Here is a 22,567-nt window from a genome sequence, read left to right on the forward strand (position 1 = left end):
TACATGAAAGAGATAGGAAAAATTCTGGAAATAAATGATGAAATGGCAAAGATTCTTATAACAAGGCATACTGCCTGCGGTGATTGTGGCGCATGCCAGGTAGGCAGAGAGAATCTTAATATGATACTTTCAGCAGAAAATACTGTCAAAGGGAAACCGGGAGATAGGGTAGAAATTGAACTAAAAACAGAAAATTTTCTTTTTGCAAGCTTTATTATGTATGGAATTCCGCTTTTAGGGCTTATCATTGGATTATCAGGCGCCTACTATGGAGCGAAAGCCGTAGGTTATGATGAAAACCCGGCTCAGGTTTTAGCTGCTGTAGCGGGCCTGGCTCTGTTGGCTTTGAGCTATTTAGGAATAAAATTAAAAGAATCTAAAATAAGATCTATGAGTAAATTTAAACCTGTTGTAGTAAGAATCATAAATGATTGATATAGTTTCTTTATATAGAAGGGAGAATAATTATGAGTGATAAAGTATATGCCGTAAATGAAAGCACATTTAGCCAAGAGGTATTGAGCTCAGATAAACCGGTATTGGTTGATTTTTGGGCTGCGTGGTGCGGTCCTTGCAGGATGGTTTCTCCTATTATTGATCAACTGGCCGGGGAATATGCAGAAAAAGTTAAGGTTGTTAAGGTAAATGTTGATGAAAATACAGAGCTTGCTTCTCAATACGATATAATGAGCATTCCATCAGTATTTCTGTTCAAAGACGGAAAAAAAGTTGATGGATTGATTGGAGCAAGACCAAAACAAATGTTTGAATCAATGATAAATAAACATGTATAAAATGGCTTAATGCCATTTTTTTGTTTGCTGTAAACATACAATTAATAAATTTTATGTTTTTTGCTGGGCTTTTTATGGATAAAATTATATAATTATAGCAGAAACACAAAAGGAGGTATATGATGGAACTTGAATTAATCCGAAAGGTTGACCCGGAAATAGCGGAGGTTATTGAAAAAGAGCTTAGTAGACAAAAAAGAAATATAGAGCTTATAGCTTCTGAGAATTTTGTAAGCTCTGCAGTAATGGCAGCGATGGGGACAATACTGACAAATAAATATGCTGAAGGCTACCCGGGTCATAGATACTATGGGGGCTGCGAAGAAGTTGACGTGGCAGAAAATCTTGCCAGAGAAAGGCTGAAAAAGCTTTTCAACGGTGAGCATGCTAATGTACAGCCACACTCCGGTGCGAATGCAAATATGGGAGTATATTTTTCTGTTTTGGAGCCTGGTGACACAGTATTAGGAATGAACCTATCCCATGGAGGCCACTTGACACATGGAAGTCCTGTCAATATATCAGGCAAATTTTTTAAATTTATTCCTTATGGCGTAGACGAAAAGACTGAGATGATAGACTATGATAAAGTTAGAGATATAGCTATAAAAAACAAGCCGAAGCTGATAGTTGCCGGAGCAAGTGCTTATCCGAGGATTATAGACTTCAAACGATTCAGAGAAATTGCTGATGAGGCAGGGGCTATGCTTATGGTGGATATGGCACATATAGCCGGCTTAGTCGCAGCAAAGCTTCATCCAAATCCTGTTGATTATGCAGACTTTGTAACCACCACTACCCACAAAACTCTGCGGGGTCCGAGGGGCGGGGCTATCATATGCAAAGAAAAGTATGCAAAAGCGATTGATAAAGCAATTTTCCCGGGAACTCAAGGAGGGCCTCTGATGCATATAATTGCGGCTAAGGCAGTATGCTTCAAGGAAGCTATGACGGAAGAGTTTAGAGAGTATCAGAAGCAAATAGTGAAGAATGCTCAGGCGTTATCCCAGGCATTGATTAATGAGGGATTCAATCTCGTTTCAAAAGGTACTGACAATCATCTCATGCTGCTGGATTTAAGAAATAAAAATATAACCGGTAAAGATGCCGAGCACTTATTGGATCAGATAGGAATTACAGTGAACAAGAATACTGTTCCCTTTGATCCTCAAAGTCCGTTTGTAACCAGTGGTATAAGAATCGGTACTCCGGCTGTTACTTCCAGAGGCTTTAGAGAAGAGGATATGAAGGAAGTAGGGAGCATCATATCCCATATAATCAGTAATTCACAGGATATAGAAGAGACATCGGTCAGAGTAAAGACATTAACTGATAAGTATCCATTGTATTAATCATTTGTACACTTCGCAAATATTGCTATAATAGAAGTAGGAGATAATCCTACTTCTATTATTATGGGGTGTTGTAAATGGCTTTAAATATGCTGTATAAATCTATATTAGAAACCATAATTGAAAATATAGATGCAGGCATTCATGTTGTTAACAGTGAGGGGAAAACTATTTTTTATAATAAAATAATGGGCGAGCTTGAAGGTTTGGATATAGATGAGGTTATGGGGAAAAATATACTGGAGATATTTCCTAGTCTATGCGAAGATACCAGTACTTTATTAACTGTTATGAAATCTAAAAGACCTATATATAATAAGAGCCAATCCTATCTCAATAATTACGGCAAGCAGATCAATACAATAAACAGCACTATACCCTTTAAGATCTCGCCTGAAAAATACGGAGCGGTTGAAATTGCAAAGGATATCACACAGGTTAAAGAGTTGTCCGAGAAGGTTCAAATTTTGCAGCAGGTATTAGCCAGAAAAGACCCTGAGAAAGAAAATATTAAAGGATATACTTTTAAATCTATTATAGGAGAAGATGATGATTTTCTGAATATCATATCTTTTGCCAAAACAGCTTCAAAATCTTCTTCTACCGTATTGATTTATGGAGAAACAGGCACGGGCAAAGAACTCTTCGCGCAAAGCATTCACTATGACAGCACCAGAAGCAATAAGCCATTTATAGCTCAGAATTGTGCAGCTCTGCCGGAATCTCTATTGGAAGGCATACTCTTTGGGACAGTCAAAGGCAGCTATACCGGGGCCATAAACAGGCCCGGCTTATTCGAGCAGGCTCACGGAGGTACCTTGCTATTGGATGAGATTAACTCAATGGGCCTGCAGCTTCAGGCAAAACTGTTGAGAGTGCTTCAAGAAGGATATATACGCAGAGTGGGCGGTTTGAATGATATACCCTGCGATGTAAGAATAATTGCCACAACCAATGAAGAGCCGGAGAAGGCAGTAGCATCGGGTGCTTTTAGGAGGGATTTGTATTATAGGTTAAATGTAATATATTTAAGAATTCCTCCATTGAGGGAAAGAAAGATGGATATACCTCTTCTTTCTGAGCATTTTATAAAAAAGTTCAATACGGTTTTAAATAAGGATGTATGGGACATTTCCAATGAAGTAAAGAATGCCTTTTTGCATTATGATTGGCCGGGTAATGTCAGAGAGCTGGAAAACCTGATAGAAAGTGCTATGAATATGGTGACTAAGGATCATATAATAAAGGCTCATCATTTTTCCAACAACATGAAACCTCTCTTTGAAGGAGGGAAAACAGGAGTAAATTATAAATTATTGAGCAATGACGGAAAAAGCTTGGTTGAGACATTGGAAATCATTGAGAAAGAGCTGATCAACAATGCATTAAAGGAATGCTCCTATAATATAACAAAGAGTGCAAAAAAACTGGGAATCAAAAGGCAAAATCTTCAGCACAAGATAAAGAGATATAATATTAGTATAGAATAGCTGAAGCTATTCTATACTAATGAATACCGCCTTTCTTTTTCTGAAAATGCAATAATATTTATAGTTTAATGATTTTAACAAATCCGACACTTCATCAAAGCCATAACCTATATCTTCAGGTCTATGAGCATCAGAACCGATAGTAATTATTTCTCCTCCAAGGTCCTTGTACAGACTTAGTATTTCTGTCAATGGGTGAAATGAGGACAAGCCGTATCTTTTGCCAGAGGTATTTACTTCGATGCCTTTGCCGCTTTGGATCAAGTCGCTTAATACTTCTGCAATACAATCTTTATAAAGATTGTATTGAAAAGCTGTTTCTCCATTGCTTAAATACCTTCTGATTACATCAATATGGCCTAGAGCGTCGAAGTCATTAAAAGAAGAAATACATTTTTTTAAATCATCAAAATATGCCAGTATCCCGGCTGCATCGGTGATTCCCTGCAGGAAATCACCCCCATATAGCTCCTTTTTTCCTACTACATGAATGGAGCCTAATATAAAATCCATGCCGGGATTAGATGAAAAGGCCATATTTTCTTCAAACAGATGAGGCTGCAGGCCAAGCTCCATGCCCTTATAAACCTCCAGCCTTTTATCGAACTCGCAGATCAACTGATCCAGCTCCCGGCTGTACTTTTCAAAATCCAGAACCTCAGTGCAATCAGGGTAATCTATATCTATGTGATCTGTAAAACATATCCCTTTTAAGCCTTTCAAAATTGCCGTATCACACATGCTTTTCATAGTAGCCCATGTATATGAGTCGGTTGAATATGTTGAATGAAGATGTAAATCGTACACTTTTATTCTCCTTCGCAGTTCATTTTAACAGATTAGTTAACAGCTATATTTTATGATTATTGTTATCAAAGGTCAAATCTTTTTAATCAAATTTTCATGCAATAATATTTGCATATGTGCAAATATTATTGCATGAAAATTGATTTATTTGAAAATTTAGAAGAAAAAATGTTTACTAAAATTTATATGTATTGAATTTCTTAAGGCAAATCAAAGCACGCAGGGATTGCTCAAGCTAATAATTATTAGCTATTATTTGGCATAAAAATTGCTTAATAATTTTATGGACAAAATAATATTTTATAATAGGGAGGATAAGTATGAAAAAAGAAAACGTAAGGGTAATTATATGGGGTTTAGGTGCTATGGGCGGTGGTATGGCAGATATGCTTCTCAAAAAGAAAGGCGTTGATATCGTCGGTGTTGTTGGCAGGGGAGCCAAGATAGGAAAAAGCATGTATGAATTCATTCAAACCGAAAGAGGAGACCGGCCTGATGTAATAATTGATACTTATGAAAATGTAATCACAGAAAAGGCAGCAGATGTTGTGCTTTTGTGCACAGACTCCTTTACAAGGAATGCTTTTGATAAAATTAAATATTGTTTGGAGAAAAAAATAAATGTGGTTTCAAGTGCCGAAGAAATGGCGTATCCGCAAGCCCAGGAGCCAGAACTGGCTGCAGAGATGGACAGGATTGCCAAGGAGAACGGCGTAACGGTTCTCGGTACAGGAATCAACCCCGGACTTATAATGGACCTGCTTGTAGTATGCTTGACAGGAGCATGTATAGATGTGGACCACGTCACTGCAAGAAGAGTCAACAGCTTATCTCCTTTCGGTCCTGCTGTTATGCATGAGCAAGGAATAGGAACGACAGTGGAAGAATTCAAAGAAGGAGCAGCAACCGGAAAGATAGCAGGCCATGTAGGGTTTAATGAATCAATAAGAATGATTTCTGATGCATTAGGCTGGAAGTTAAGCGGTAAGGTAGAACAAACTATGGAACCTATAGTTACCAATGTCCATAGAAAAGCTCCCTATGCCGAAGTACAGCCCGGCTATGTTGCAGGCTGCGCGATGAAAGGCTATGGATATGTAGATGGAGAACTGAAAATAGAGATGGATCATCCGCAGCAGATTGAACCTGAGACGGAAGGTACAAATACCGGAGATTATGTAATAATAAAAGGAACACCAAATATTAATATGGCTAATAAGCCTGAGGTTCCCGGAGGGATAGGGACAATCGCTATGTGTGTCAATATGATACCCCATGTAATAAATGCTAAACCGGGCCTAAAGACTATGATTGATTTGCCGGTTCCGAGAGCGATAATGGGTGACATGAGGGAGCTTATAGAGGAATAATAAAGCGCAAAAAAATTTGCACGGGGATATTTAAAAGTAGGAGGGGATTATTTCAATGGATATGGTGAGAAAAGGTGACTGGGTGCAGATTCACCAAATAGTGCTAAAACCTGAAGAAAGAGCAGTGCATCTTCCTGAAGATACGAAAAAAGTTCCTTTGGAGTTATGGGTAAAAGGTTTTGCACTTGAAGACGGAAAAATAGGTGACGAGATTGAGATTGAGACGGTTACAGGAAGAAAAGTAAAGGGTGAGCTTCTAAAAGTAAATCCCAGGTACATCCATGACTTTGGAGACTATGTTCCGGAGTTGACCAAGATAGATATGCAGCTAAAGGAAATAGCTTTCGGAGGTGGAAAAGATGAATAGAGATATGTCTTATTCTGCAGTGATGAACAGAAAAAATGAAATAATGAAAAAGGCTATAGGCATAGATTACAGTCTATTTGAATCCGGCGGTATATCCTTTGATTATGAAAGGATGATGAGAGAAGCGGGATATAGCCTTGAGGAAATTCAAAGAATACAATCCAGCACAGGTGTAGGCAATACACCCATTTTGGAACTAAGAAATATTACAGCTTTAGCAAGAAAATGTGCTCCCAAAGGTAAAGGGGCCAGAATATTCATAAAGGATGAAGCTGCCAACCCGTCCGGAAGCTTTAAGGCTAGAAGAGCCGCTAATGCAGTGTATCATGCTAAAAAATTAGGCTATAAAGGCGTAATTGCTGCTACCAGCGGCAACTATGGTGCGGCTGTCGCTTCACAGGCTGCTATGGCAGGATTGAAATGCATAATAGTACAGGAATGCTATGACAGTAAAATGGTAGGCCAGCCGGAAATACTTGAAAAGCAGAGGGTTTGCGAAGCCTATGGAGCAGAAGTCGTTCAACTTTCGGTGGGGCCCGAGCTTTTCTATACCTTCTTGCGCTTGCTTGAGGAAACAGGTTATTTCAATGCCTCTTTGTATACTCCTTTTGGTATTGCCGGAGTGGAGACTTTAGGATATGAGCTGGTTATGCAATTTAGAGAAAAATTGGGGAAGGATCCTGATAAAGTATTGATAACCCATGCAGGCGGCGGTAATGTAACAGGAACTGCAAGAGGCATAATAAAAGCGGGAGCATATAAGGTAGAAGTTGTTGGAGCGAGTGTTGATCTTTCAGGCCTACATATGGCCTCGGATAAGGATTTTAATAGAAAATCCTTTACAACCGGCCATACAGGTTTTGGAATTCCGTTCGCTACATGGCCTGATAGAGCTGATGTTCCAAGAAATGCCGCAAGACCTTTAAGATATCTGGATAGATATTTGATAGTAAAGCAAGGCGAGGTTTTCTTTGTTACAGAAGCATTATCCGTGTTGGAGGGCATAGAGAGAGGACCCGCTGGAAACACTTCTTTGACAGCCGCATTTGCCCTTGCTCAGGAAATGGATGAGGATCAAACGATAGTAGTTCAGGAAACTGAGTATACCGGCGCCGGAAAGCATCCTATGCCGCAAATAAGCTTCGCCAAGCAAAACGGCATTGAAGTGCTATTTGGTGACCCTGATGAAGAGATTCCGGGCAAAAATATTGTTTTCCCAGATGAACCGTCAAAAATTAAGATAAGAGATTTTGATCTAAACAAAGCGAAAGCTTCTTATATTAAAAATGCAATAAACAATTATGGGAAAACTGAAATAAGCAGGAATGATTTTGATTTCCTCATAAAAGATGCGAAGAGCGATGAGGAATTTGCACTGTCTGTATTGACTGAGCTTGGGGTAAAGATATCCTAATGGTTCAACGCTGAACTAACCTGCTCTAAGGCTTCCGCCTCTGTAGGCGGCGGGTATCAAGAGCGGCTAAGTCCAGTATGGACTCGACTAACATTCAGTGGGGTTTGAATCCCCCTCTGAATGAAGTCTCATTCAACGGGTAGTTAATTAATAATGGAGGGGTGCCAAGTGAAAAGACCGGATGATTATGAAAAGAGAAGAGAACATTTGAAGGCTTTAACAGATGAACAATTGAAAGACAGATTTTGGGAGCTGGCCAATAAAATAGTTGAGCCTATGCTTGATATGGGATACAAATACACTACTCCTTCAATAGAAAGAAGCATCCTTTTAAGAATGGGGTTTTCCAGCATTGAGGTAAAACCCATAGTAGATGGTGTGACAAAAAAAGGCTTGATGGGCAAAGGCGCCGGCAATGTCGTATGGAGGCTTTCCAAGAAGCTGGGGATTTCCGTACGGGAAGCGGGCTTAGCTTTAGCTGAGGGCAAGTATTGGGACGAAGTTGATGCTCTTTTTGAAGGAGGGAAAAACTGATGAAGCTTGATCCTAATAAAAAGATAGATATAAAAGAACTTTTACAAGATCTAGAAAGCTATAGGCCCAGAAGGAGAGGTTGGCATTGGCGTGATGGAAGGGATCAGAAGAGGCAGATCGGTGATTTTGAATATCTAGAATCTTCGGAAGGCCTAAAGAATTATGTTCCTCTCCCGGGCAGCAGAGGCTTCGGCTATATAGACCCTCAGCCCGATTGCGTTATTACAACAGAGATTGCTTCGGGCAGATTTGAGGATGATATAAGAAGGATGAGGATGGCCGCTTGGCACGGTGCAGATCATATAATGGTCATAAGGACGGCAGGACAATCCCACATCGATTCCTTGCTTGAAGGGACAAACCAAGGCATCGGCGGCATAATGGTAACCAGGAAGCAGGTGAGAGCCAGCAGAAAAGCATTGGATATGATTGAAGATGAAGTGGGCAGACCTATAAACTTTCACTCTTATGTTTCCGGTGTTGCAGGCCCCGACATAGCAGTAATGTTTGCAGAAGAAGGAATAAACGGTGCCCACCAGGATCCTCAATATAACGTGCTTTATAGAAATGTAAACATGGTAAGAAGTTTCGTCGATGCTTGTGAAGCTAAAAAAATTATGGCCTGGGCAGATATGCTGCAGATCGATGGCGCTCATAATGCCAACGCTACAGCTATGAAGGCCTGGAAGGTAATGCCTGAGCTTATGGTTCAGCATGCTATTAACTCTGCTTTTTCACGAAAAGTAGGAATAAAGCCTGAGAATATTGCATTATCAACAGTACCTCCTACTGCGCCTCCGGCACCTTGTATGAGGCTTGACTTACCCTATGCTGTTGCTCTAAGGGATTTCTTCGCCGAATACAAGATGAGAGCCCAGCAAAATACAAAATATATGGAATCCGATGCGAGGGAAGCAACTGTGACCCATACGCTGAACCTGATGATTTCCAGATTGACCGGTGCAGATATTCAGTCCACTATAACTCCTGATGAAGGGAGAAACGTGCCGTGGCATTATAATAACATTGCAGCTATAAGTACGGCAAAGCAAGCATTAGACGGCATGGACGGGCTGAAAGAAATGGTTAAAATCGATAGGGATGGGATACTGGGTAAAGATGTAAGGGAGCTAAAAGAAAGAGCCGTATTATTCATGGAGGAGATATTGGAAGTAGGAGGATACTTCCAATCAGTTGAAGACGGCTTCTTCATAGACAGCGGATATTATCCTGAGAGAAACGGCGATGGGATACCAAGACAAATCGACGGCGGTATAGGCGTAGGTGCGATTTTTGAAAGAGATAAGGACTATTTTGCTCCTGTATCCGTCCATTATGGATATAATGCGATTCCTGAAGGCTTTAAAAAAGCTTCTGATGCAATAGGCGGCGACACCTTTGAAGATCCTTCCAAGATTGTTTATGTTGATGAATTGGATGAATTTGATAATGTAAACGTTAGATTGGAAGAACTTGAAAGATACTATGATGCAAAGATTGTTAAACCGGAAGTTGAATGGAGAGCCGATGGCGTTGTTGCAGTGACCATATTCCTTCCCTTGGATGAGAGAACTGCTGAATTTGCAGCTATTAAATGCGGAGAAAAAATGGGCCTTGAAGATGTTACTGTGATCCATAAAAACGTTATGCATCCATCAGAAGGAACTCTGGTAGAGATTAAGGGTAAAGTAAAATTTGATATAAATATTGATGAATTAGTTATTCCTGAAAAGATTCCTGTATTATCCGAAGCAGAAATAAGAGAAGAAATACAGAAGAATCCTATGTTCGTTGTAGCTGCTACTGTAGGCGAGGACGAACACTCAGTTGGATTAAAGGAGACTCTTGACATAAAGCATGGCGGTATCGAAGGATTCGGTATAAAGTATCTTTATCTGGGCACATCCTGTCCCGTTGAAAAGCTGGTGGATGCGGCTATAGAAACAAATGCGGATGCGATTTTGGCCAGCACTATAATAACTCACGATGATGTGCACATAAAGAATATGCGAAAGATTCATGAATTATGTATAGAAAAGGGTATAAGAGATAAAGTGATACTCGCATGCGGCGGTACTCAGGTAACTAATGAAATTGCAGTTGAAGCCGGCATGGATGCAGGCTTTGGACGAGGGTGCCATGGCATCGATGTAGCAAGTTTCCTCGTAAAAAAGAGAAGGGAAATGAAGTAACAGGATGGAAATCGATGTTTTAGTTGCTGAAATTGGAAGTACTACAACTGTAATAAACGCCTTTAGAGGCATAGGATCCCCCTGTCCTGAGTTTTTAGGGCAGGGGCAAGCCCCTACCTCTGTACTGGCAGGGGATGTTACCGTCGGATTAAAAGGCGCCATAGATGATTTGAAATATAATTTGAAGGCACATGATATAATCTATGATGAAATGCTTGCAACCAGCAGTGCTGCAGGCGGCTTAAGGATGACTGTGCATGGGCTCGTCTATGACATGACTGTCAGAGCTGCAAAGGAAGCTGCTCTGGGAGCCGGAGGCATTATCAAAATGGTCACTTCAGGCAAACTGAGAAGAACGGATCTCAAAAAAGTAAAGGATATAAACCCCAATATAATACTTATAGCCGGTGGCGTTGATTACGGAGAAAGAGAGACAGCTTTGTACAATATGGAGCAACTAGTTTCTTTGGGCTTGGATATACCGATCATATATGCAGGCAATGTAGAAAACCAGGAAGAAGCTGCGGAGATATGCGAGGATGCGGGGGTTAAGCTATATTTGGTAGATAATGTATATCCCAAGGTTGATATATTGAATGTTGAGCCTACGAGAAAAGTGATCCAGGATGTGTTTGAAGAGCATATAATTCATGCTCCGGGTATGAGTACTGTACGAGAAATGGTTACCGGGCCTATTATTCCAACTCCGGGAGCTGTTATGGAAGCAGCCAAGCTGTTGAAAGACGAGTTGGGAGATCTGGTAATATTTGACGTAGGCGGAGCCACTACTGATGTTCATTCTGTTACGGAAGGCTCTGAAGAAATCAATAAAATGCTCATAAGTCCCGAACCCTATGCAAAGAGAACTGTGGAAGGGGATTTGGGAGTATTTGTAAATATTAATCATATAGTAGAAAAAATAGGCTTGGAAGAATTAAAAGATGAATTTTCAAATCTAGAAGAGCTCATTGAAAATGCAAAACCTATACCTGAAACAGAAGAAGAGAAAAGGTTTATCGAAAGGCTTACAAAAGAGGCAGTATTGACAGCCTTGGAAAGGCATGCAGGAACTCTTAGATATATATACGGACCTACAGGCAAAAAGACCATTGCAGAAGGCAAAGACTTGACAAATATAAAATATATTATAGGAACGGGCGGAGCTTTGACCCGGCTGCCTAATAGAGTAGAAATATTAAAATCTGCTGCAGATGACGGCAGAGGTCTTGAACTTTATCCTGGCAGTGATACGCAGGTACTTATTGACAACCACTATATTTTTGCTTCATTGGGAGTATTGTCTAAGAAATATCCTGAAGATGCTTTGAAGCTGATGAAAAATAGTCTTAATATAAAATAATATAATAGGGAGGATAAAAATGCGTTATCCTGCTTTAAAGATTGATTTAGCAAAATTAGAGAACAACACGAGATTCTTGGTTGAAAAATGCGCGCATTATGGAATCGGCGTTTCGGCGGTTACAAAAGTTTTTTGCGGAATCCCGGAAGCTGCTGAAGCAATGGCCAGAGGCGGTGCAGCATATTTAGCGGATTCAAGAATAGAAAATTTAATGAAAATGAGAAATATCAATCTGCCTAAAATGCTGCTCAGAATACCTATGCTGTCCCAAGTGGATGAGGTAATAGATTATGCTGATATCAGCCTTAACTCTGAGCATGAGGTTATAAGTGCTTTATCAAATGCTGCGATAAAGAAAGGAAAGACTCATGATATCATACTCATGGTAGATCTTGGTGATCTAAGAGAAGGAGTCTGGGCAGATGGGGCTGTGGAATATGCAGGCAGAATTTTGGAATTTAATGGCATAAGGCTTATCGGAATAGGAACTAATCTGACTTGTTATGGTGCTGTAATCCCTAAGGCTGATAATTTATCAAAGCTGACAGATATAGCTGACCGCATAGAGCAAAGGTTTGGCATAAAGCTTTCCATTATATCCGGGGGCAACTCAAGCAGTTTATACCTTTTGGAAGAAGGGGCAATGCCTAAAAGGATTAACAATCTGAGGCTCGGAGAATCCATTGTTTTAGGCAATGAGACAGCTCATGGAAACAGTATAAAAGGAACCTTCTATGATTGCTTTACTTTTTGTGCTGAGATAATTGAGCTCAAGGAAAAGCAATCAGTGCCTATAGGAGAAATAGGTGTGGATGCATTCGGAAATAAACCTACCTATGTGGACAGAGGAATAAGAAAAAGAGCCATACTGGCTGCAGGCAGGCAGGATGTAAGACCTGACGGTCTTAGTCCTAAAGATGATGCAATAATCATTTTAGGAGCCAGCAGTGATCATATGATAATAGACGTAACCGACAGCTGCAGGGACTATTCCATAGGCGACATTGTCGAATTCACATTGGATTATGGAGCTCTGCTCCTGACATCAACCTCTGAATACGTGGAAAAAGTAATAAAATAATTTATTGATTGATGGGGCGTGTATGAAATACGCTCCATTTTTTTTAAAACTATTGATAATAATATGGATATAGTTATATATTATAGATATGTAAGCTAAAGGGGGTGAAATTTTGAAGAAACTGGTTTCGTTTTTAATTGTGGTATTAGTTCTAAGTTTTGGCACGTCAATAGCGGAAGCCGACAGGAGTTATTCAATAGATGCATTTCATACAGAAGCACATCTTAATTCAGATGGATCAATGGATGTTCAAGAGACCATAACATATGACTTTAAAGGCGAGTTTAATGGAGTCTATAGGAAATTGGTAACATCAGGTTCAAGCGGAATAGATAATATTGAAATAATGATCGGATATGACGGTCAGATCCCTATAACAGAAAAGCACACAAAAAATAACAATACATATGAAATTTTAGAGGAATCTGACGGTTTAAGGATAAAGATTTATTCAAAATCAAAGGACGAGATAAAAAAATTCATCATAAAATATAGGGTACTGAATGTTGCGGTGAAATACAACGATACCGCAGAGTTATATTGGAAGTTCACGGGTGAAGATACAGAGGTATATATCAGTGACTTTAAGATAAATTTAAGCTTGCCTGAAGGCGCAAGCAGCAGAGATATAAAAGCATTTGCCCATGGGCCCTTGTCCGGAAACATTGAAATTAAAGGTGGCCGAAATGTAGTCTTGTCATTAGGTGAGCTGATGCCTCACAATTTTGTTGAAGCAAGAATATTGTTCCCGGTATCATTGATAGAAGCCTCACACAATGTTATAGATAAAAATGCATTGAATGAGATCATGAGCCAAGAAAAAAGATGGGCGGATGAAGCAAATTCAAAAAGGAAAATAGCCAGGGCGCTTATTTCCTTTACATTTTTATATGCGGCTATTGAAATCTTGCTCATAGCTTATATATATTATAAGTATGATAAAGAGTATAAAACTGCATTTGAAGGCACTTATTACAGGGAGCTGCCCGCTGATTATTCTCCCGCGGTAATGTCTGTATTATGGAATTTTGGGAGAATAAATCCTCGAGATATAACCGCTACACTCATGGATTTAGTGAGAAGAAAATATATAAGCCTGAGCATGGAAGCAACAAAGAAAAAGGGCATATTGAGCAAATCAGATGATATAAATTATGCTTTTATATTAAATGAAAGCACAGATGCATCCGGACTTTCAAAGCATGAGGCCTTTTTTATCGATTGGATATTCCATAATATAGGAAGCAGCAATAGGGTATCCTTAGCTGATATCGAGAACTATGCAAAGAGTGAAACCGGAGCCCAGAATTTCAAATCTGATTATGATGCTTGGTTTGAGCATATCAAACAAGAAGCAGAGGCTTTTAATTTCTTTGATAAAACATCAGTTCAAGGTATGGCGCTGGGGATAATTGCTTCATTATTGGGCTTTGCTCTGGCAATATATACGATAATAGCTCATAAAAATATACCGGGCTTTGCGGCTTTATTATTAACTTCTTTGACGCTTATGATATACTCAATAACTGTAAAAAGAAGATCCAAATACGGTGTGCTTCAGTTTCAAATGTGGAAAGCGTTCAAGAGGTTTCTCACCCATTTCAGCATGCTGGATAAAGCTGAGCTGCCATCGGTAATACTTTGGGAGCACTATTTAGTTTATGCAATATCTTTAGGAGTGGCAAAGGAAGTAATAAAACAGCTAAAGGTTATATTCAAAGAAGAAGATTTCGATAACAAGGGACTTACCTATATGTATTATGGATATTATGGCCGCGGATTCAATCATTTTGACGCTCTGAATACTGTAACAAGCACGGTTACGAGAGCAACGGAATCTACATATAAGCAAGCTGTCTCACAGATCTCATCATCCGGCGGCGGTGGCGGAGGGTTCTCCGGAGGTGGTGGAGGCGGAGGCGGCGGTGGCGGAACAGGCGCCTTTTAAAAGATATTTAAGGAGGAATAAATATGAAATGGATTGTACTCATAATTTTAGCAGTTATATTGGGTGGAGTCATGTCTGTCTATAATGGGCTTATAACAAGAAGAAACAGGGTAAAAAATTCCTGGTCTCAAATCGATGTTCAGCTTAAGAGGAGATTTGATCTGATACCAAATCTTGTAGAAACGGTAAAGGGCTACGCTTCCCACGAAAAAGAAACCTTAGAAAATGTCATAAAGGCAAGGAATACATATGTCAATGCTCAAACTCCGGAAGATGCCATGAATGCAAACAACCAGATAGGAGGCGCCTTGAGCAAGCTGTTTGCACTTGCTGAAAGCTATCCAGACCTGAAGGCAAACCAGAATTTTGTTCACCTCCAGGCTGAATTGGCCAATGTAGAGGATAAAATAGGATATGCAAGACAGTTTTATAATGATACTGCGATGCTATATAATAATTTTAAGCAAATATTTCCCAATAGCTTGATTGCAAATATCTTCAATTTTAAGGATGAACCCTATTTTCAGGCAGATGAAACTGAAAGACATAATGTACAGGTCAAGTTTTAGGCAGAACAGTAATTGACCCTTATTATTGCGTGTCCGAAAGGTTGGTATTTCTAATGAAAAAAGATCAAATAAGTATGTTCGATATCAAGTTTAAGGAAGACCTAAAGAAAGAAGGTCCTTTGGCTGTGCGAATGCGGCCTGAATCCTTGGATGAATTTGTAGGGCAACGAGATATAATATCCCCCGGAAAACTTTTATATAGAGCAATAGAAGCAGATAAGCTCACTTCAATAATATTATGGGGCCCGACAGGAAGCGGCAAAACTACTCTGGCAAGGATAATTTCAAATACTACAAAAGCATATTTTGAGCAAATAAATGCTGTGTCTTCGGGGATTCAAGAGATAAAAAGAGCTGTGGATGAAGCTAAAAGCCGAAGAGCCTTGAACGGGCAAAAAACAATAGTATTTATTGATGAGATACATCGTTTTAACAAAGCTCAGCAGGATGCCCTTTTGCCCTTCGTTGAAGATGGGACTTTGATATTAATAGGTGCAACTACAGAAAATCCGTATTTTGAAGTAAATAATGCTTTAATATCGCGGTCTATTGTTTTTAAGCTTAATCCATTGTCGGAAGAAGAGATAGGAAAAATCATCATTAGATGTCTAAAGGACAAGGAAAAAGGATTGGGAGCCTTTAATGCGTCAATAACCGATGAGGCTTTGAAGCTTCTGGCTGCTTTATCAAACGGAGATGCCCGCCAGGCTCTAAATGCTTTAGAATTGGCCGTAATTTCTACTGAGAAAAATTCTCAGGATGAGATAGTCCTTGACAAGGATATAATTTCTGAATGTATTCAAAAAAAAGCATTGAATTATGATAAAACGGGCGATAATCATTACGATACCATATCTGCTTTTATTAAAAGCATGAGGGGTTCCGATCCTGATGCGGCAATACATTACCTGGCTAAAATGATATATGCCGGCGAAGATCCCATGTTTATTGCCAGGAGAATTATTATCTGTGCATCAGAAGATGTGGGAAATGCTGACCCGATGGCAATTACTGTTGCAATGAATGCAGCAGAGGCAGTAAAGATGATAGGCATGCCGGAGGGAAGGATAATATTGGCTCAAGCTGCAATTTATGTAGCGACCGCACCAAAGAGCAACGCATCCTATTTGGCCATTGATAGAGCTTTAGAAGATGTTGAAAGTAAGAATACAGGGCTTGTCCCATATCATCTAAGGAATGCTGCTTTTAAAGATGCAGAAAAGCATGGATATGGCATAGGATATAAATATCCGCATAATTTCGAACAAAATTATGTGGAGCAGCAGTATATGCCTGACGATTTATTGGGTATTACATATTACTCCCCTTCAGATAATGGCTATGAAAAGGATATTAAGAAGCATCTTGCAAATTTAAAAAATAAATAGACTCAATGGATCATTTGAACCATTCAGTGAGTGCTTTTATAAAACCTTTTGGTTTATTGGGGTATTCTTCGCCGGATACCTCATTTTTTTCTTTGCTTTCCTCTATAATTATTGGCTTTTCAGATTCAACCCCAGATAGCAAAGGAGAGTGATTAAGCTTTATTGATGTGGGGCTTGATTTCATAAAATTTTCTCTGAAGTTGCTTTGCTTGAGAGTGGGGGTGTTGTATTTATGGGAAGCTTCATTCATTCTTTCTTTTCTAGGCATTGCTTCTTTATAAATATTTTTTTCTTCTAATTTATTTATTTTTCTATTCAAGATTTCTACCTTTTCTGTCAGCAGATCCATTTGATCCAGTATCATAGAAGCTTTGCCAGAGGAAACTATATTATCATTTGATTTGTATTCTTCTATAATCATGGATTCATTGCAAGGATATAAAACTTCAAGCTTATCATCTATTGAACATATTGCCTCTCTATAATCTATGCCAAAATCCAAATTATCCTTTATTTCTTTGACAATATATAAGTTAGGAAGCTGGTTTAAAGGTATTTGATCATACTTTTCCCATTGTTTTAAAAATACATTATAGTTGTTTTCATAATAATATTCACTATCAGCATAGCAAATTTTTAATATATCTTCATTAAGCTCCATGACCATGTATGAATCTTTTGATACAACATTTAGCTTAATAATATCAACGAGCAAAAAGATAGGTTCTCTTCTCAACTGCTTAGTGAAATAAAATAAGTTAAGCATATTATTATCCAAGCTATAGCAAAACAAATTCAGGTTATTTTCATAGATCAGCATCTTTATATATATGTTATTGCGGTTTAGATTGATTATAGGAGTTTTAATCCATTTTCCGCTTTTTGCATTATAGTTGCAATAATTTAAGGATGAGATTTCGCCATCGCATAATGTTGATACCAGATGAAGCATATCAAAGCCTGTTGATTTAACATCTATTGAAAATTCCATTGCTTTGATGTATATCTCAGATATGAAGTTTTTTTCCCAGCCATCCTTTGTCCTTCTTAATTGAAACAAGTCATAATAGAAATCAAGTGGTAATTTCTTTGCGTATATGATATGTATACCGTCAGTCAATGCGAATAGTCCCATAGGAATAATGCTCCCAAAGTCTTTGCGGAGAGATAGCTCTTCCATATTCCATCCTTCACCGTCGAAGGTTAAAAGCAAGAAAGTCTTGTTTCGCCCCTGACACAGCAAATATATATCATCCTCCTGAGATTTAGCGCAGAAAAAGCTATCATATACGCTGTCTATTAATATGGTTTCTTTTGTATTTCCATCAAAATCTAATGCTTTGCAATATATTGCTGAGTTATCGTAGTAAATTAAAAATTTATTCCCTTTAGCTTCTAAAATAACTCTATAAGCATAAGCGTTGAACATCCTACTACCACCTTTTTTAATAGCCTACAAAATTATATGGCTTTGGTTATAGTTTTATGTTGTTTATTAAAACCAAATTCTTTACACAAAAAAGATAACTTTACATATTATGTACTATGAAAGATATAATCATGTAAGGAAGGTGTTCATATATGCCATTGCCTCAGGTAGAATGCACTGGTTCAATAACCATGGGGGAAACCACGGTATTCAGAGAATGTGTAAAAGTTAAGAAGGTATTTGATGAATTCGTTTTAAGAGAATGTGTGGAAGGCATTGAGTTTGAAGTCGATGAATGCCATGAGAACTTTAAAGGAAGCATTGAACCCACATTAATACTAAGAAATTGTACGATTATAAATCCTCAAATCAAGAATGCTTCCACAAATTCGGAGAAAAGGCTCAGGTTTTCGGGAAAGTGCTGCTGCCAAGTATTTGCTAAGGATCTCAAAGGAAATATTATCAGGCTCAGGGTAAAATGCGTGCCGGCCGGAACAGCATTATCAAAAGGACCAAACGGAGAATTGTGCTTTAACTTCAGCGTAAGAAGAATATATCCGGGAGCAACAGAGGAGATATTCAATAGATTGCTTCATTTTGTCGATCAAGAGGCCTTTGAACTGCAATGCTTAAGCGAAGCGATTATAGATGAAGAAAACAATGAGTTTACAGGTGGTAGCCTCATAACAAATATAGGAATTTTTGTTGCTATTAAATTTGATGCTGAGGTTCAATTATGCATACCTGTATTTGGAACCTGTGAAATCACTGATGAGTGCTCAGAAGAAGAATTCTGTGATACTTTTGAGCTTGTAGATATTCCAAACTTTAATCCTCCTCAAATAAATGATGAAAACCCCTATTGCGATTAATAGAATACCATGCATAGAGATATGATCACAAAAAACTCAGTTATAGCCGATATAATAAAACAATATCCCAAATCTCGAAAAGTCTTCAGATTTTATCAAATTGATAGACTTGGATGCGGCTGAGGGGGATTGTCAAGGTTAACGATTGAGCAGGCTGCTCAAATGAGAAGAATAAATATTGATAAACTGCTTATAAGATTAAACAAATCAATAAAAGGTTAGAACTTTCTAACCTTTTATTGATTATTATACATCAAGTATTGCTGATACACATTTGTATCGGCAATTTAATATAGATTGGCGCAGCTAAAGGCTATAGGTCTTAGGCTGCGCCTTAATATATTATTGGAAATTACAAATAATATGTAAAAAAATAATTGACAGCTTTTAGAGAAAGTGATAAATTTAAATAAGAAATCCTAGTTTATTAGTAGGAATTCAAAAAGGAGGTTGATGTTTTGATACTGTCAACTAGAGGCAGATATGGTCTAAAAATGATGCTTGAATTAGCATTAAACTATGGAAAAGGTGCAATGCCTCTGAAAGATATAGCGAATAAACAATCACTTTCGGATACATACCTTGAACAATTGATATCACCTCTAAGAAAAAGCGGTCTTGTTACCAGTACCCGAGGAGCCCAAGGGGGTTATGAATTAGCTAAGGAGCCGTCAGGAATAAAAGTAGGAGAAATTATAAGAATTCTGGAAGGTTCACTGGCCCCCGCGGAATGTGTATTGGAAGGTGAACCTGAATGCAGCAAAGCAGATTACTGTGCTACAAGACTATTATATGAGAAGATTACAGAGGGCATCAACAACGTTATTGACTCGATAAATCTTCAGGATATGGTCGATGACTATCATAGGCTTAATAACAATACAAATATAAAGAGGAGAAATGAAGATGAATAAAAGAATATATCTTGATCATTCAGCAACAACAGGGACCAAGCAAGAAGTTTTGGAAGAAATGCTGCCTGTATTTACAACCAATTATGGTAACCCCTCCAGTGTTCACAGCTTTGGAAGAGATGCCAAAAAACTTGTTGATCAAGCTAGAATGAGAGTTGCCAAGGCCTTAGGCGCCTTGCCTGAAGAGATATTTTTTACTGCCGGAGGTACTGAAGCAGATAATTGGGCATTGAAAGGTGTCGCATATGCCAACAAAAATAAAGGCAATCATATAATAACAACTGCCATAGAGCATCATGCAGTTTTGCATACCTGTGAGCAATTAGAAAAAGAAGGATATAAAGTAACCTATCTTCCAGTGGACAGTTACGGAATGGTAAGCCTTGAAGATTTAAAAGCGTCAATAACTGATGAGACTATTCTCATATCAATAATGTATGCTAATAATGAAATAGGCACCGTACAACCCATAGAGGAGATTGGAAAGATTGCAAAGGAGAGAAAAATATATTTTCACACTGATGCAGTTCAAGCAGTTGGAAATGTTAAAATAGATGTAAAAGCTCATAATATTGATATGCTGTCCCTTTCCGGCCACAAATTTTATGGCCCTAAAGGTATAGGAGCACTATATATTAGAAAAGGGACCAAGATATTGAACCTGATTTTAGGCGGAGGACAGGAAAGAGGTAGACGTGCAGGAACAGAGAATGTGCCGGGAATTGTAGGGCTCGGTAAAGCGATAGAATTAGCAACAGAGAATATTGACAGCCATAATGAGGAACTGCTAAAGATGAGAAAAAAGCTCATAGATGGGGTTATGAAAAAAATACCTTATACAAGATTGAATGGTCATCCGGAAAAGAGGCTGTCCAACAATGCAAATTTCTGCTTTCAATACATTGAGGGAGAATCTTTGCTTCTGAATCTTGATATGAAGGGGATTGCAGGCTCAAGCGGTTCTGCATGCACATCCGGTTCATTGGATCCGTCTCATGTGCTCCTAGCTATAGGCTTGCCTCATGAAATAGCCCATGGATCTCTAAGACTGACTTTAGGCGATGATAATACGGAAGAGGATATAGATTATGTTTTGGAAGTTTTGCCTGAGATAGTACAGAGGCTCAGAAGCATGTCTCCGTTGTATGAAAAAGTAAAGGGAGGAAAATAATAATGTACAGTGAAAAAGTAATGGATCATTTTACTACACCTAGAAACGTAGGTGAAATAGATAATGCTGACGGCATAGGAGAAGTAGGCAATGCAAAATGCGGGGATATAATGAAGATATACCTGAAAATAGAGGACGATGTTATTGAAGACGTCAAATTTAAAACCTTTGGATGCGGCGCGGCTATTGCTACAAGCAGCATAGCCACAGAAATGATAAAAGGCAAAACCATAGATGAAGCGCTCCAACTCACTAATAAGGCTGTGGTTGAGGCTTTGGACGGTTTGCCGCCTCAGAAGATACATTGCTCTGTGTTGGCAGAAGAAGCAGTTAAAGCTGCTATAGAGGATTATAAAAAGAGAAATAATAAATAGCGATAGAAAACAATATAGTAGGTGCAATAGATGAAGGAAAGGGTAATTATCGGGATGAGCGGCGGCGTTGATAGCTCTGTGGCTGCTTACCTTTTGAAAGAACAGGGTTATGATGTTGTTGGAGTAACGATGAAGCTTAGAAATAATGATGATTTTGAAAAGGACAGCGGAAGAGACAACTGCTGTTCTCTTTCCGCTGTAGACGATGCCAGGCGGGTATGCAGCAAGCTTGGCATCCCTTTCTATGTAATGAATTTCACTGAGATATTTGAGCAAAAAGTAGTTAATTATTTTATTGATGAGTATTTCAAAGGAAGAACTCCCAACCCATGTATAGCCTGCAATAAATATGTGAAATTTGATGCATTGTTAAAAAAAGCTGAAGCCTTAGAAGCTAAATATGTGGCAACAGGCCATTATGCAAGAATCACGCATGATGAGAATCTGGGCAGATGTTTGATAAAAAAATCAGCAACGGCTGCAAAAGATCAAACTTATGTACTATACAACCTGCTTCAAAATCAGCTGGAACACATCCTTATGCCTTTAGGCGGTTATACAAAAGAAGAAACGAGAAGGATTGCTGCAGAGCTGGACTTAGAAGTGGCCGATAAACCTGACAGCCAAGAGATTTGCTTTGTAGAAGATAATGACTATGGGAAGTTTCTGGAACAAAAACGAGGGCAGCATATTAAACCGGGCAAATTCTTAGATATAAAAGGCAATATATTAGGAACACATAAAGGAATAGTGCATTACACTGTTGGCCAGAGGAAGGGGCTTGGTATAGCTCTTGGAAAACCAATGTTTGTTGTAGATATTATAGCCGAGAAGAACCAAGTGATACTGGGCGAAGAAAATGAAGTTTTTAAAAATGAACTTATAGCAATAAACACAAATTTCATTCCTTTTGATCAACTTCAAAACCCAATGAGAGTCAAAGCAAAAATAAGATACAGCGCAAAAGAAAGCGATGCTTGGGCTATACCTATTACAGAAAACCGTATAAAATTGATTTTTGACGAAGCTCAAAGAGCTATAACACCAGGTCAAGCTGTGGTATTTTATCAGGATGATTATTTGATAGGCGGAGGAGTAATACTGAAATAATAACTCCAAAAGTATAAAATAACCTTAATAA

Annotated in this window: 21 protein-coding genes; 19 read left to right on the forward strand and 2 right to left on the reverse strand. The window is 38.6% G+C overall.

What is annotated here, in order from left to right:
• Window positions 1-3 precede the first annotated feature (3 nt).
• From AC4HCY_RS12225 to AC4HCY_RS12240, 4 genes are all read left to right on the forward strand, one after another.
• A complete protein-coding gene (locus AC4HCY_RS12225) occupies window positions 4-435 on the forward strand; it encodes a SoxR reducing system RseC family protein (RefSeq protein WP_491094346.1) in 432 nt (143 codons plus the stop codon).
• Between the two features lie 32 nt (window positions 436-467).
• Window positions 468-794 (forward strand): thioredoxin, encoded by a 327-nt coding sequence (trxA, locus tag AC4HCY_RS12230; RefSeq protein WP_323433477.1) that lies wholly within the window; start codon window positions 468-470, stop codon window positions 792-794.
• 122 nt (window positions 795-916) lie between these two features.
• Entirely contained in the window at window positions 917-2,146 is a 1,230-nt protein-coding gene (gene glyA, locus AC4HCY_RS12235; protein ID WP_323433476.1) for a serine hydroxymethyltransferase, read from the forward strand.
• A gap of 77 nt (window positions 2,147-2,223) precedes the next feature.
• Window positions 2,224-3,636, forward strand: a complete 1,413-nt coding sequence (locus AC4HCY_RS12240) for a sigma-54 interaction domain-containing protein (protein WP_323433475.1) — start codon at window positions 2,224-2,226, stop codon at window positions 3,634-3,636.
• A gap of 6 nt (window positions 3,637-3,642) precedes the next feature.
• Here AC4HCY_RS12240 and AC4HCY_RS12245 read toward each other — a convergent pair whose 3' ends face one another.
• Window positions 3,643-4,443 carry a histidinol-phosphatase HisJ family protein gene (locus tag AC4HCY_RS12245; RefSeq protein ID WP_491094347.1) on the reverse strand — a complete coding sequence of 267 codons (801 nt, stop codon included), beginning with the start codon at window positions 4,441-4,443 and terminating at the stop codon, window positions 3,643-3,645.
• A gap of 320 nt (window positions 4,444-4,763) precedes the next feature.
• Between AC4HCY_RS12245 and ord the strand changes: the two genes are divergently transcribed.
• The 10 genes from ord (at window position 4,764) to AC4HCY_RS12295 (ending at window position 16,666) form a co-directional block, all read left to right on the forward strand.
• Entirely contained in the window at window positions 4,764-5,813 is a 1,050-nt protein-coding gene (gene ord, locus AC4HCY_RS12250; protein ID WP_323433473.1) for a 2,4-diaminopentanoate dehydrogenase, read from the forward strand.
• Between the two features lie 61 nt (window positions 5,814-5,874).
• The gene (gene ortA, locus AC4HCY_RS12255; protein ID WP_491096114.1) at window positions 5,875-6,180 is read left to right on the forward strand and encodes a 2-amino-4-oxopentanoate thiolase subunit OrtA; all 306 of its coding nucleotides are present in this window, start codon (window positions 5,875-5,877) and stop codon (window positions 6,178-6,180) included.
• Window positions 6,173-7,594 carry a 2-amino-4-oxopentanoate thiolase subunit OrtB gene (gene ortB, locus AC4HCY_RS12260; protein ID WP_323433471.1) on the forward strand — a complete coding sequence of 474 codons (1,422 nt, stop codon included), beginning with the start codon at window positions 6,173-6,175 and terminating at the stop codon, window positions 7,592-7,594. Before ortA ends, ortB begins: the two co-directional genes overlap by 8 nt.
• Before the next feature lie 168 nt (window positions 7,595-7,762).
• On the forward strand, window positions 7,763-8,128 hold the full coding sequence (locus tag AC4HCY_RS12265) for an ornithine aminomutase subunit alpha (RefSeq protein ID WP_323433470.1): 366 nt from the start codon (window positions 7,763-7,765) through the stop codon (window positions 8,126-8,128).
• Window positions 8,128-10,320, forward strand: coding sequence for a D-ornithine 4,5-aminomutase subunit OraE (oraE, locus tag AC4HCY_RS12270; RefSeq protein ID WP_323433469.1), 2,193 nt, complete (start codon window positions 8,128-8,130; stop codon window positions 10,318-10,320). Before AC4HCY_RS12265 ends, oraE begins: the two co-directional genes overlap by 1 nt.
• 4 nt (window positions 10,321-10,324) lie before the next feature.
• Window positions 10,325-11,680, forward strand: coding sequence for a GlmL-related ornithine degradation protein (locus tag AC4HCY_RS12275; RefSeq protein WP_491094348.1), 1,356 nt, complete (start codon window positions 10,325-10,327; stop codon window positions 11,678-11,680).
• A 19-nt stretch (window positions 11,681-11,699) separates the two neighbouring features.
• On the forward strand, window positions 11,700-12,761 hold the full coding sequence (gene orr, locus AC4HCY_RS12280) for an ornithine racemase Orr (RefSeq protein ID WP_323433467.1): 1,062 nt from the start codon (window positions 11,700-11,702) through the stop codon (window positions 12,759-12,761).
• A 112-nt stretch (window positions 12,762-12,873) separates the two neighbouring features.
• Complete coding sequence (locus tag AC4HCY_RS12285; protein ID WP_323433466.1) at window positions 12,874-14,709, forward strand: DUF2207 domain-containing protein; 1,836 nt, start codon at window positions 12,874-12,876, stop codon at window positions 14,707-14,709.
• A gap of 23 nt (window positions 14,710-14,732) precedes the next feature.
• Window positions 14,733-15,278 carry a LemA family protein gene (locus tag AC4HCY_RS12290; RefSeq protein ID WP_323433465.1) on the forward strand — a complete coding sequence of 182 codons (546 nt, stop codon included), beginning with the start codon at window positions 14,733-14,735 and terminating at the stop codon, window positions 15,276-15,278.
• A 68-nt stretch (window positions 15,279-15,346) separates the two neighbouring features.
• The gene (locus AC4HCY_RS12295) at window positions 15,347-16,666 is read left to right on the forward strand and encodes a replication-associated recombination protein A (RefSeq protein WP_442916746.1); all 1,320 of its coding nucleotides are present in this window, start codon (window positions 15,347-15,349) and stop codon (window positions 16,664-16,666) included.
• A gap of 10 nt (window positions 16,667-16,676) precedes the next feature.
• On the opposite strand, the gene AC4HCY_RS12300 is transcribed toward AC4HCY_RS12295, so the two are convergent.
• Window positions 16,677-18,095 (reverse strand): hypothetical protein, encoded by a 1,419-nt coding sequence (locus AC4HCY_RS12300; RefSeq protein ID WP_491094349.1) that lies wholly within the window; start codon window positions 18,093-18,095, stop codon window positions 16,677-16,679.
• Window positions 18,096-18,247: 152 nt separating this feature from the next.
• On the opposite strand from AC4HCY_RS12300, the gene AC4HCY_RS12305 reads away from it, so the two are divergent.
• From AC4HCY_RS12305 to mnmA, 5 genes are all read left to right on the forward strand, one after another.
• The gene (locus AC4HCY_RS12305) at window positions 18,248-18,967 is read left to right on the forward strand and encodes a hypothetical protein (RefSeq protein ID WP_323433462.1); all 720 of its coding nucleotides are present in this window, start codon (window positions 18,248-18,250) and stop codon (window positions 18,965-18,967) included.
• Window positions 18,968-19,425: 458 nt separating this feature from the next.
• Window positions 19,426-19,881, forward strand: a complete 456-nt coding sequence (locus AC4HCY_RS12310) for an RrF2 family transcriptional regulator (RefSeq protein ID WP_323433461.1) — start codon at window positions 19,426-19,428, stop codon at window positions 19,879-19,881.
• A complete protein-coding gene (gene nifS / locus AC4HCY_RS12315; RefSeq protein WP_323433460.1) occupies window positions 19,868-21,052 on the forward strand; it encodes a cysteine desulfurase NifS in 1,185 nt (394 codons plus the stop codon). Before AC4HCY_RS12310 ends, nifS begins: the two co-directional genes overlap by 14 nt.
• A 2-nt stretch (window positions 21,053-21,054) precedes the next feature.
• Window positions 21,055-21,426 (forward strand): Fe-S cluster assembly scaffold protein NifU, encoded by a 372-nt coding sequence (gene nifU / locus AC4HCY_RS12320; RefSeq protein ID WP_491094350.1) that lies wholly within the window; start codon window positions 21,055-21,057, stop codon window positions 21,424-21,426.
• Window positions 21,427-21,456: 30 nt separating this feature from the next.
• On the forward strand, window positions 21,457-22,536 hold the full coding sequence (gene mnmA, locus AC4HCY_RS12325) for a tRNA 2-thiouridine(34) synthase MnmA (protein ID WP_323431742.1): 1,080 nt from the start codon (window positions 21,457-21,459) through the stop codon (window positions 22,534-22,536).
• The last annotated feature ends 31 nt before the right edge of the window (window positions 22,537-22,567 follow it).

The organism is Lutispora sp. QWL-02 (genome assembly GCF_058315355.1).

Bases quoted from the DNA above. Each gene is read 5' to 3' on its own strand.
- trxA (WP_323433477.1), top strand. From the start codon at position 468: ATGAGTGATAAAGTATATGCCGTAAATGAAAGCACATTTAGCCAAGAG.
- mnmA (WP_323431742.1), top strand. From the start codon at position 21,457: ATGAAGGAAAGGGTAATTATCGGGATGAGCGGCGGCGTTGATAGCTCT.
- AC4HCY_RS12290 (WP_323433465.1), top strand. From the start codon at position 14,733: ATGAAATGGATTGTACTCATAATTTTAGCAGTTATATTGGGTGGAGTC.
- oraE (WP_323433469.1), top strand. From the start codon at position 8,128: ATGAAGCTTGATCCTAATAAAAAGATAGATATAAAAGAACTTTTACAA.
- ord (WP_323433473.1), top strand. From the start codon at position 4,764: ATGAAAAAAGAAAACGTAAGGGTAATTATATGGGGTTTAGGTGCTATG.
- ortB (WP_323433471.1), top strand. From the start codon at position 6,173: ATGAATAGAGATATGTCTTATTCTGCAGTGATGAACAGAAAAAATGAA.
- nifS (WP_323433460.1), top strand. From the start codon at position 19,868: ATGAAGATGAATAAAAGAATATATCTTGATCATTCAGCAACAACAGGG.
- nifU (WP_491094350.1), top strand. From the start codon at position 21,055: ATGTACAGTGAAAAAGTAATGGATCATTTTACTACACCTAGAAACGTA.
- AC4HCY_RS12305 (WP_323433462.1), top strand. From the start codon at position 18,248: ATGCCATTGCCTCAGGTAGAATGCACTGGTTCAATAACCATGGGGGAA.
- AC4HCY_RS12240 (WP_323433475.1), top strand. From the start codon at position 2,224: ATGGCTTTAAATATGCTGTATAAATCTATATTAGAAACCATAATTGAA.
- orr (WP_323433467.1), top strand. From the start codon at position 11,700: ATGCGTTATCCTGCTTTAAAGATTGATTTAGCAAAATTAGAGAACAAC.
- AC4HCY_RS12225 (WP_491094346.1), top strand. From the start codon at position 4: ATGAAAGAGATAGGAAAAATTCTGGAAATAAATGATGAAATGGCAAAG.
- ortA (WP_491096114.1), top strand. From the start codon at position 5,875: ATGGTGAGAAAAGGTGACTGGGTGCAGATTCACCAAATAGTGCTAAAA.
- AC4HCY_RS12275 (WP_491094348.1), top strand. From the start codon at position 10,325: ATGGAAATCGATGTTTTAGTTGCTGAAATTGGAAGTACTACAACTGTA.
- AC4HCY_RS12300 (WP_491094349.1), bottom strand. From the start codon at position 18,095: ATGTTCAACGCTTATGCTTATAGAGTTATTTTAGAAGCTAAAGGGAAT.
- glyA (WP_323433476.1), top strand. From the start codon at position 917: ATGGAACTTGAATTAATCCGAAAGGTTGACCCGGAAATAGCGGAGGTT.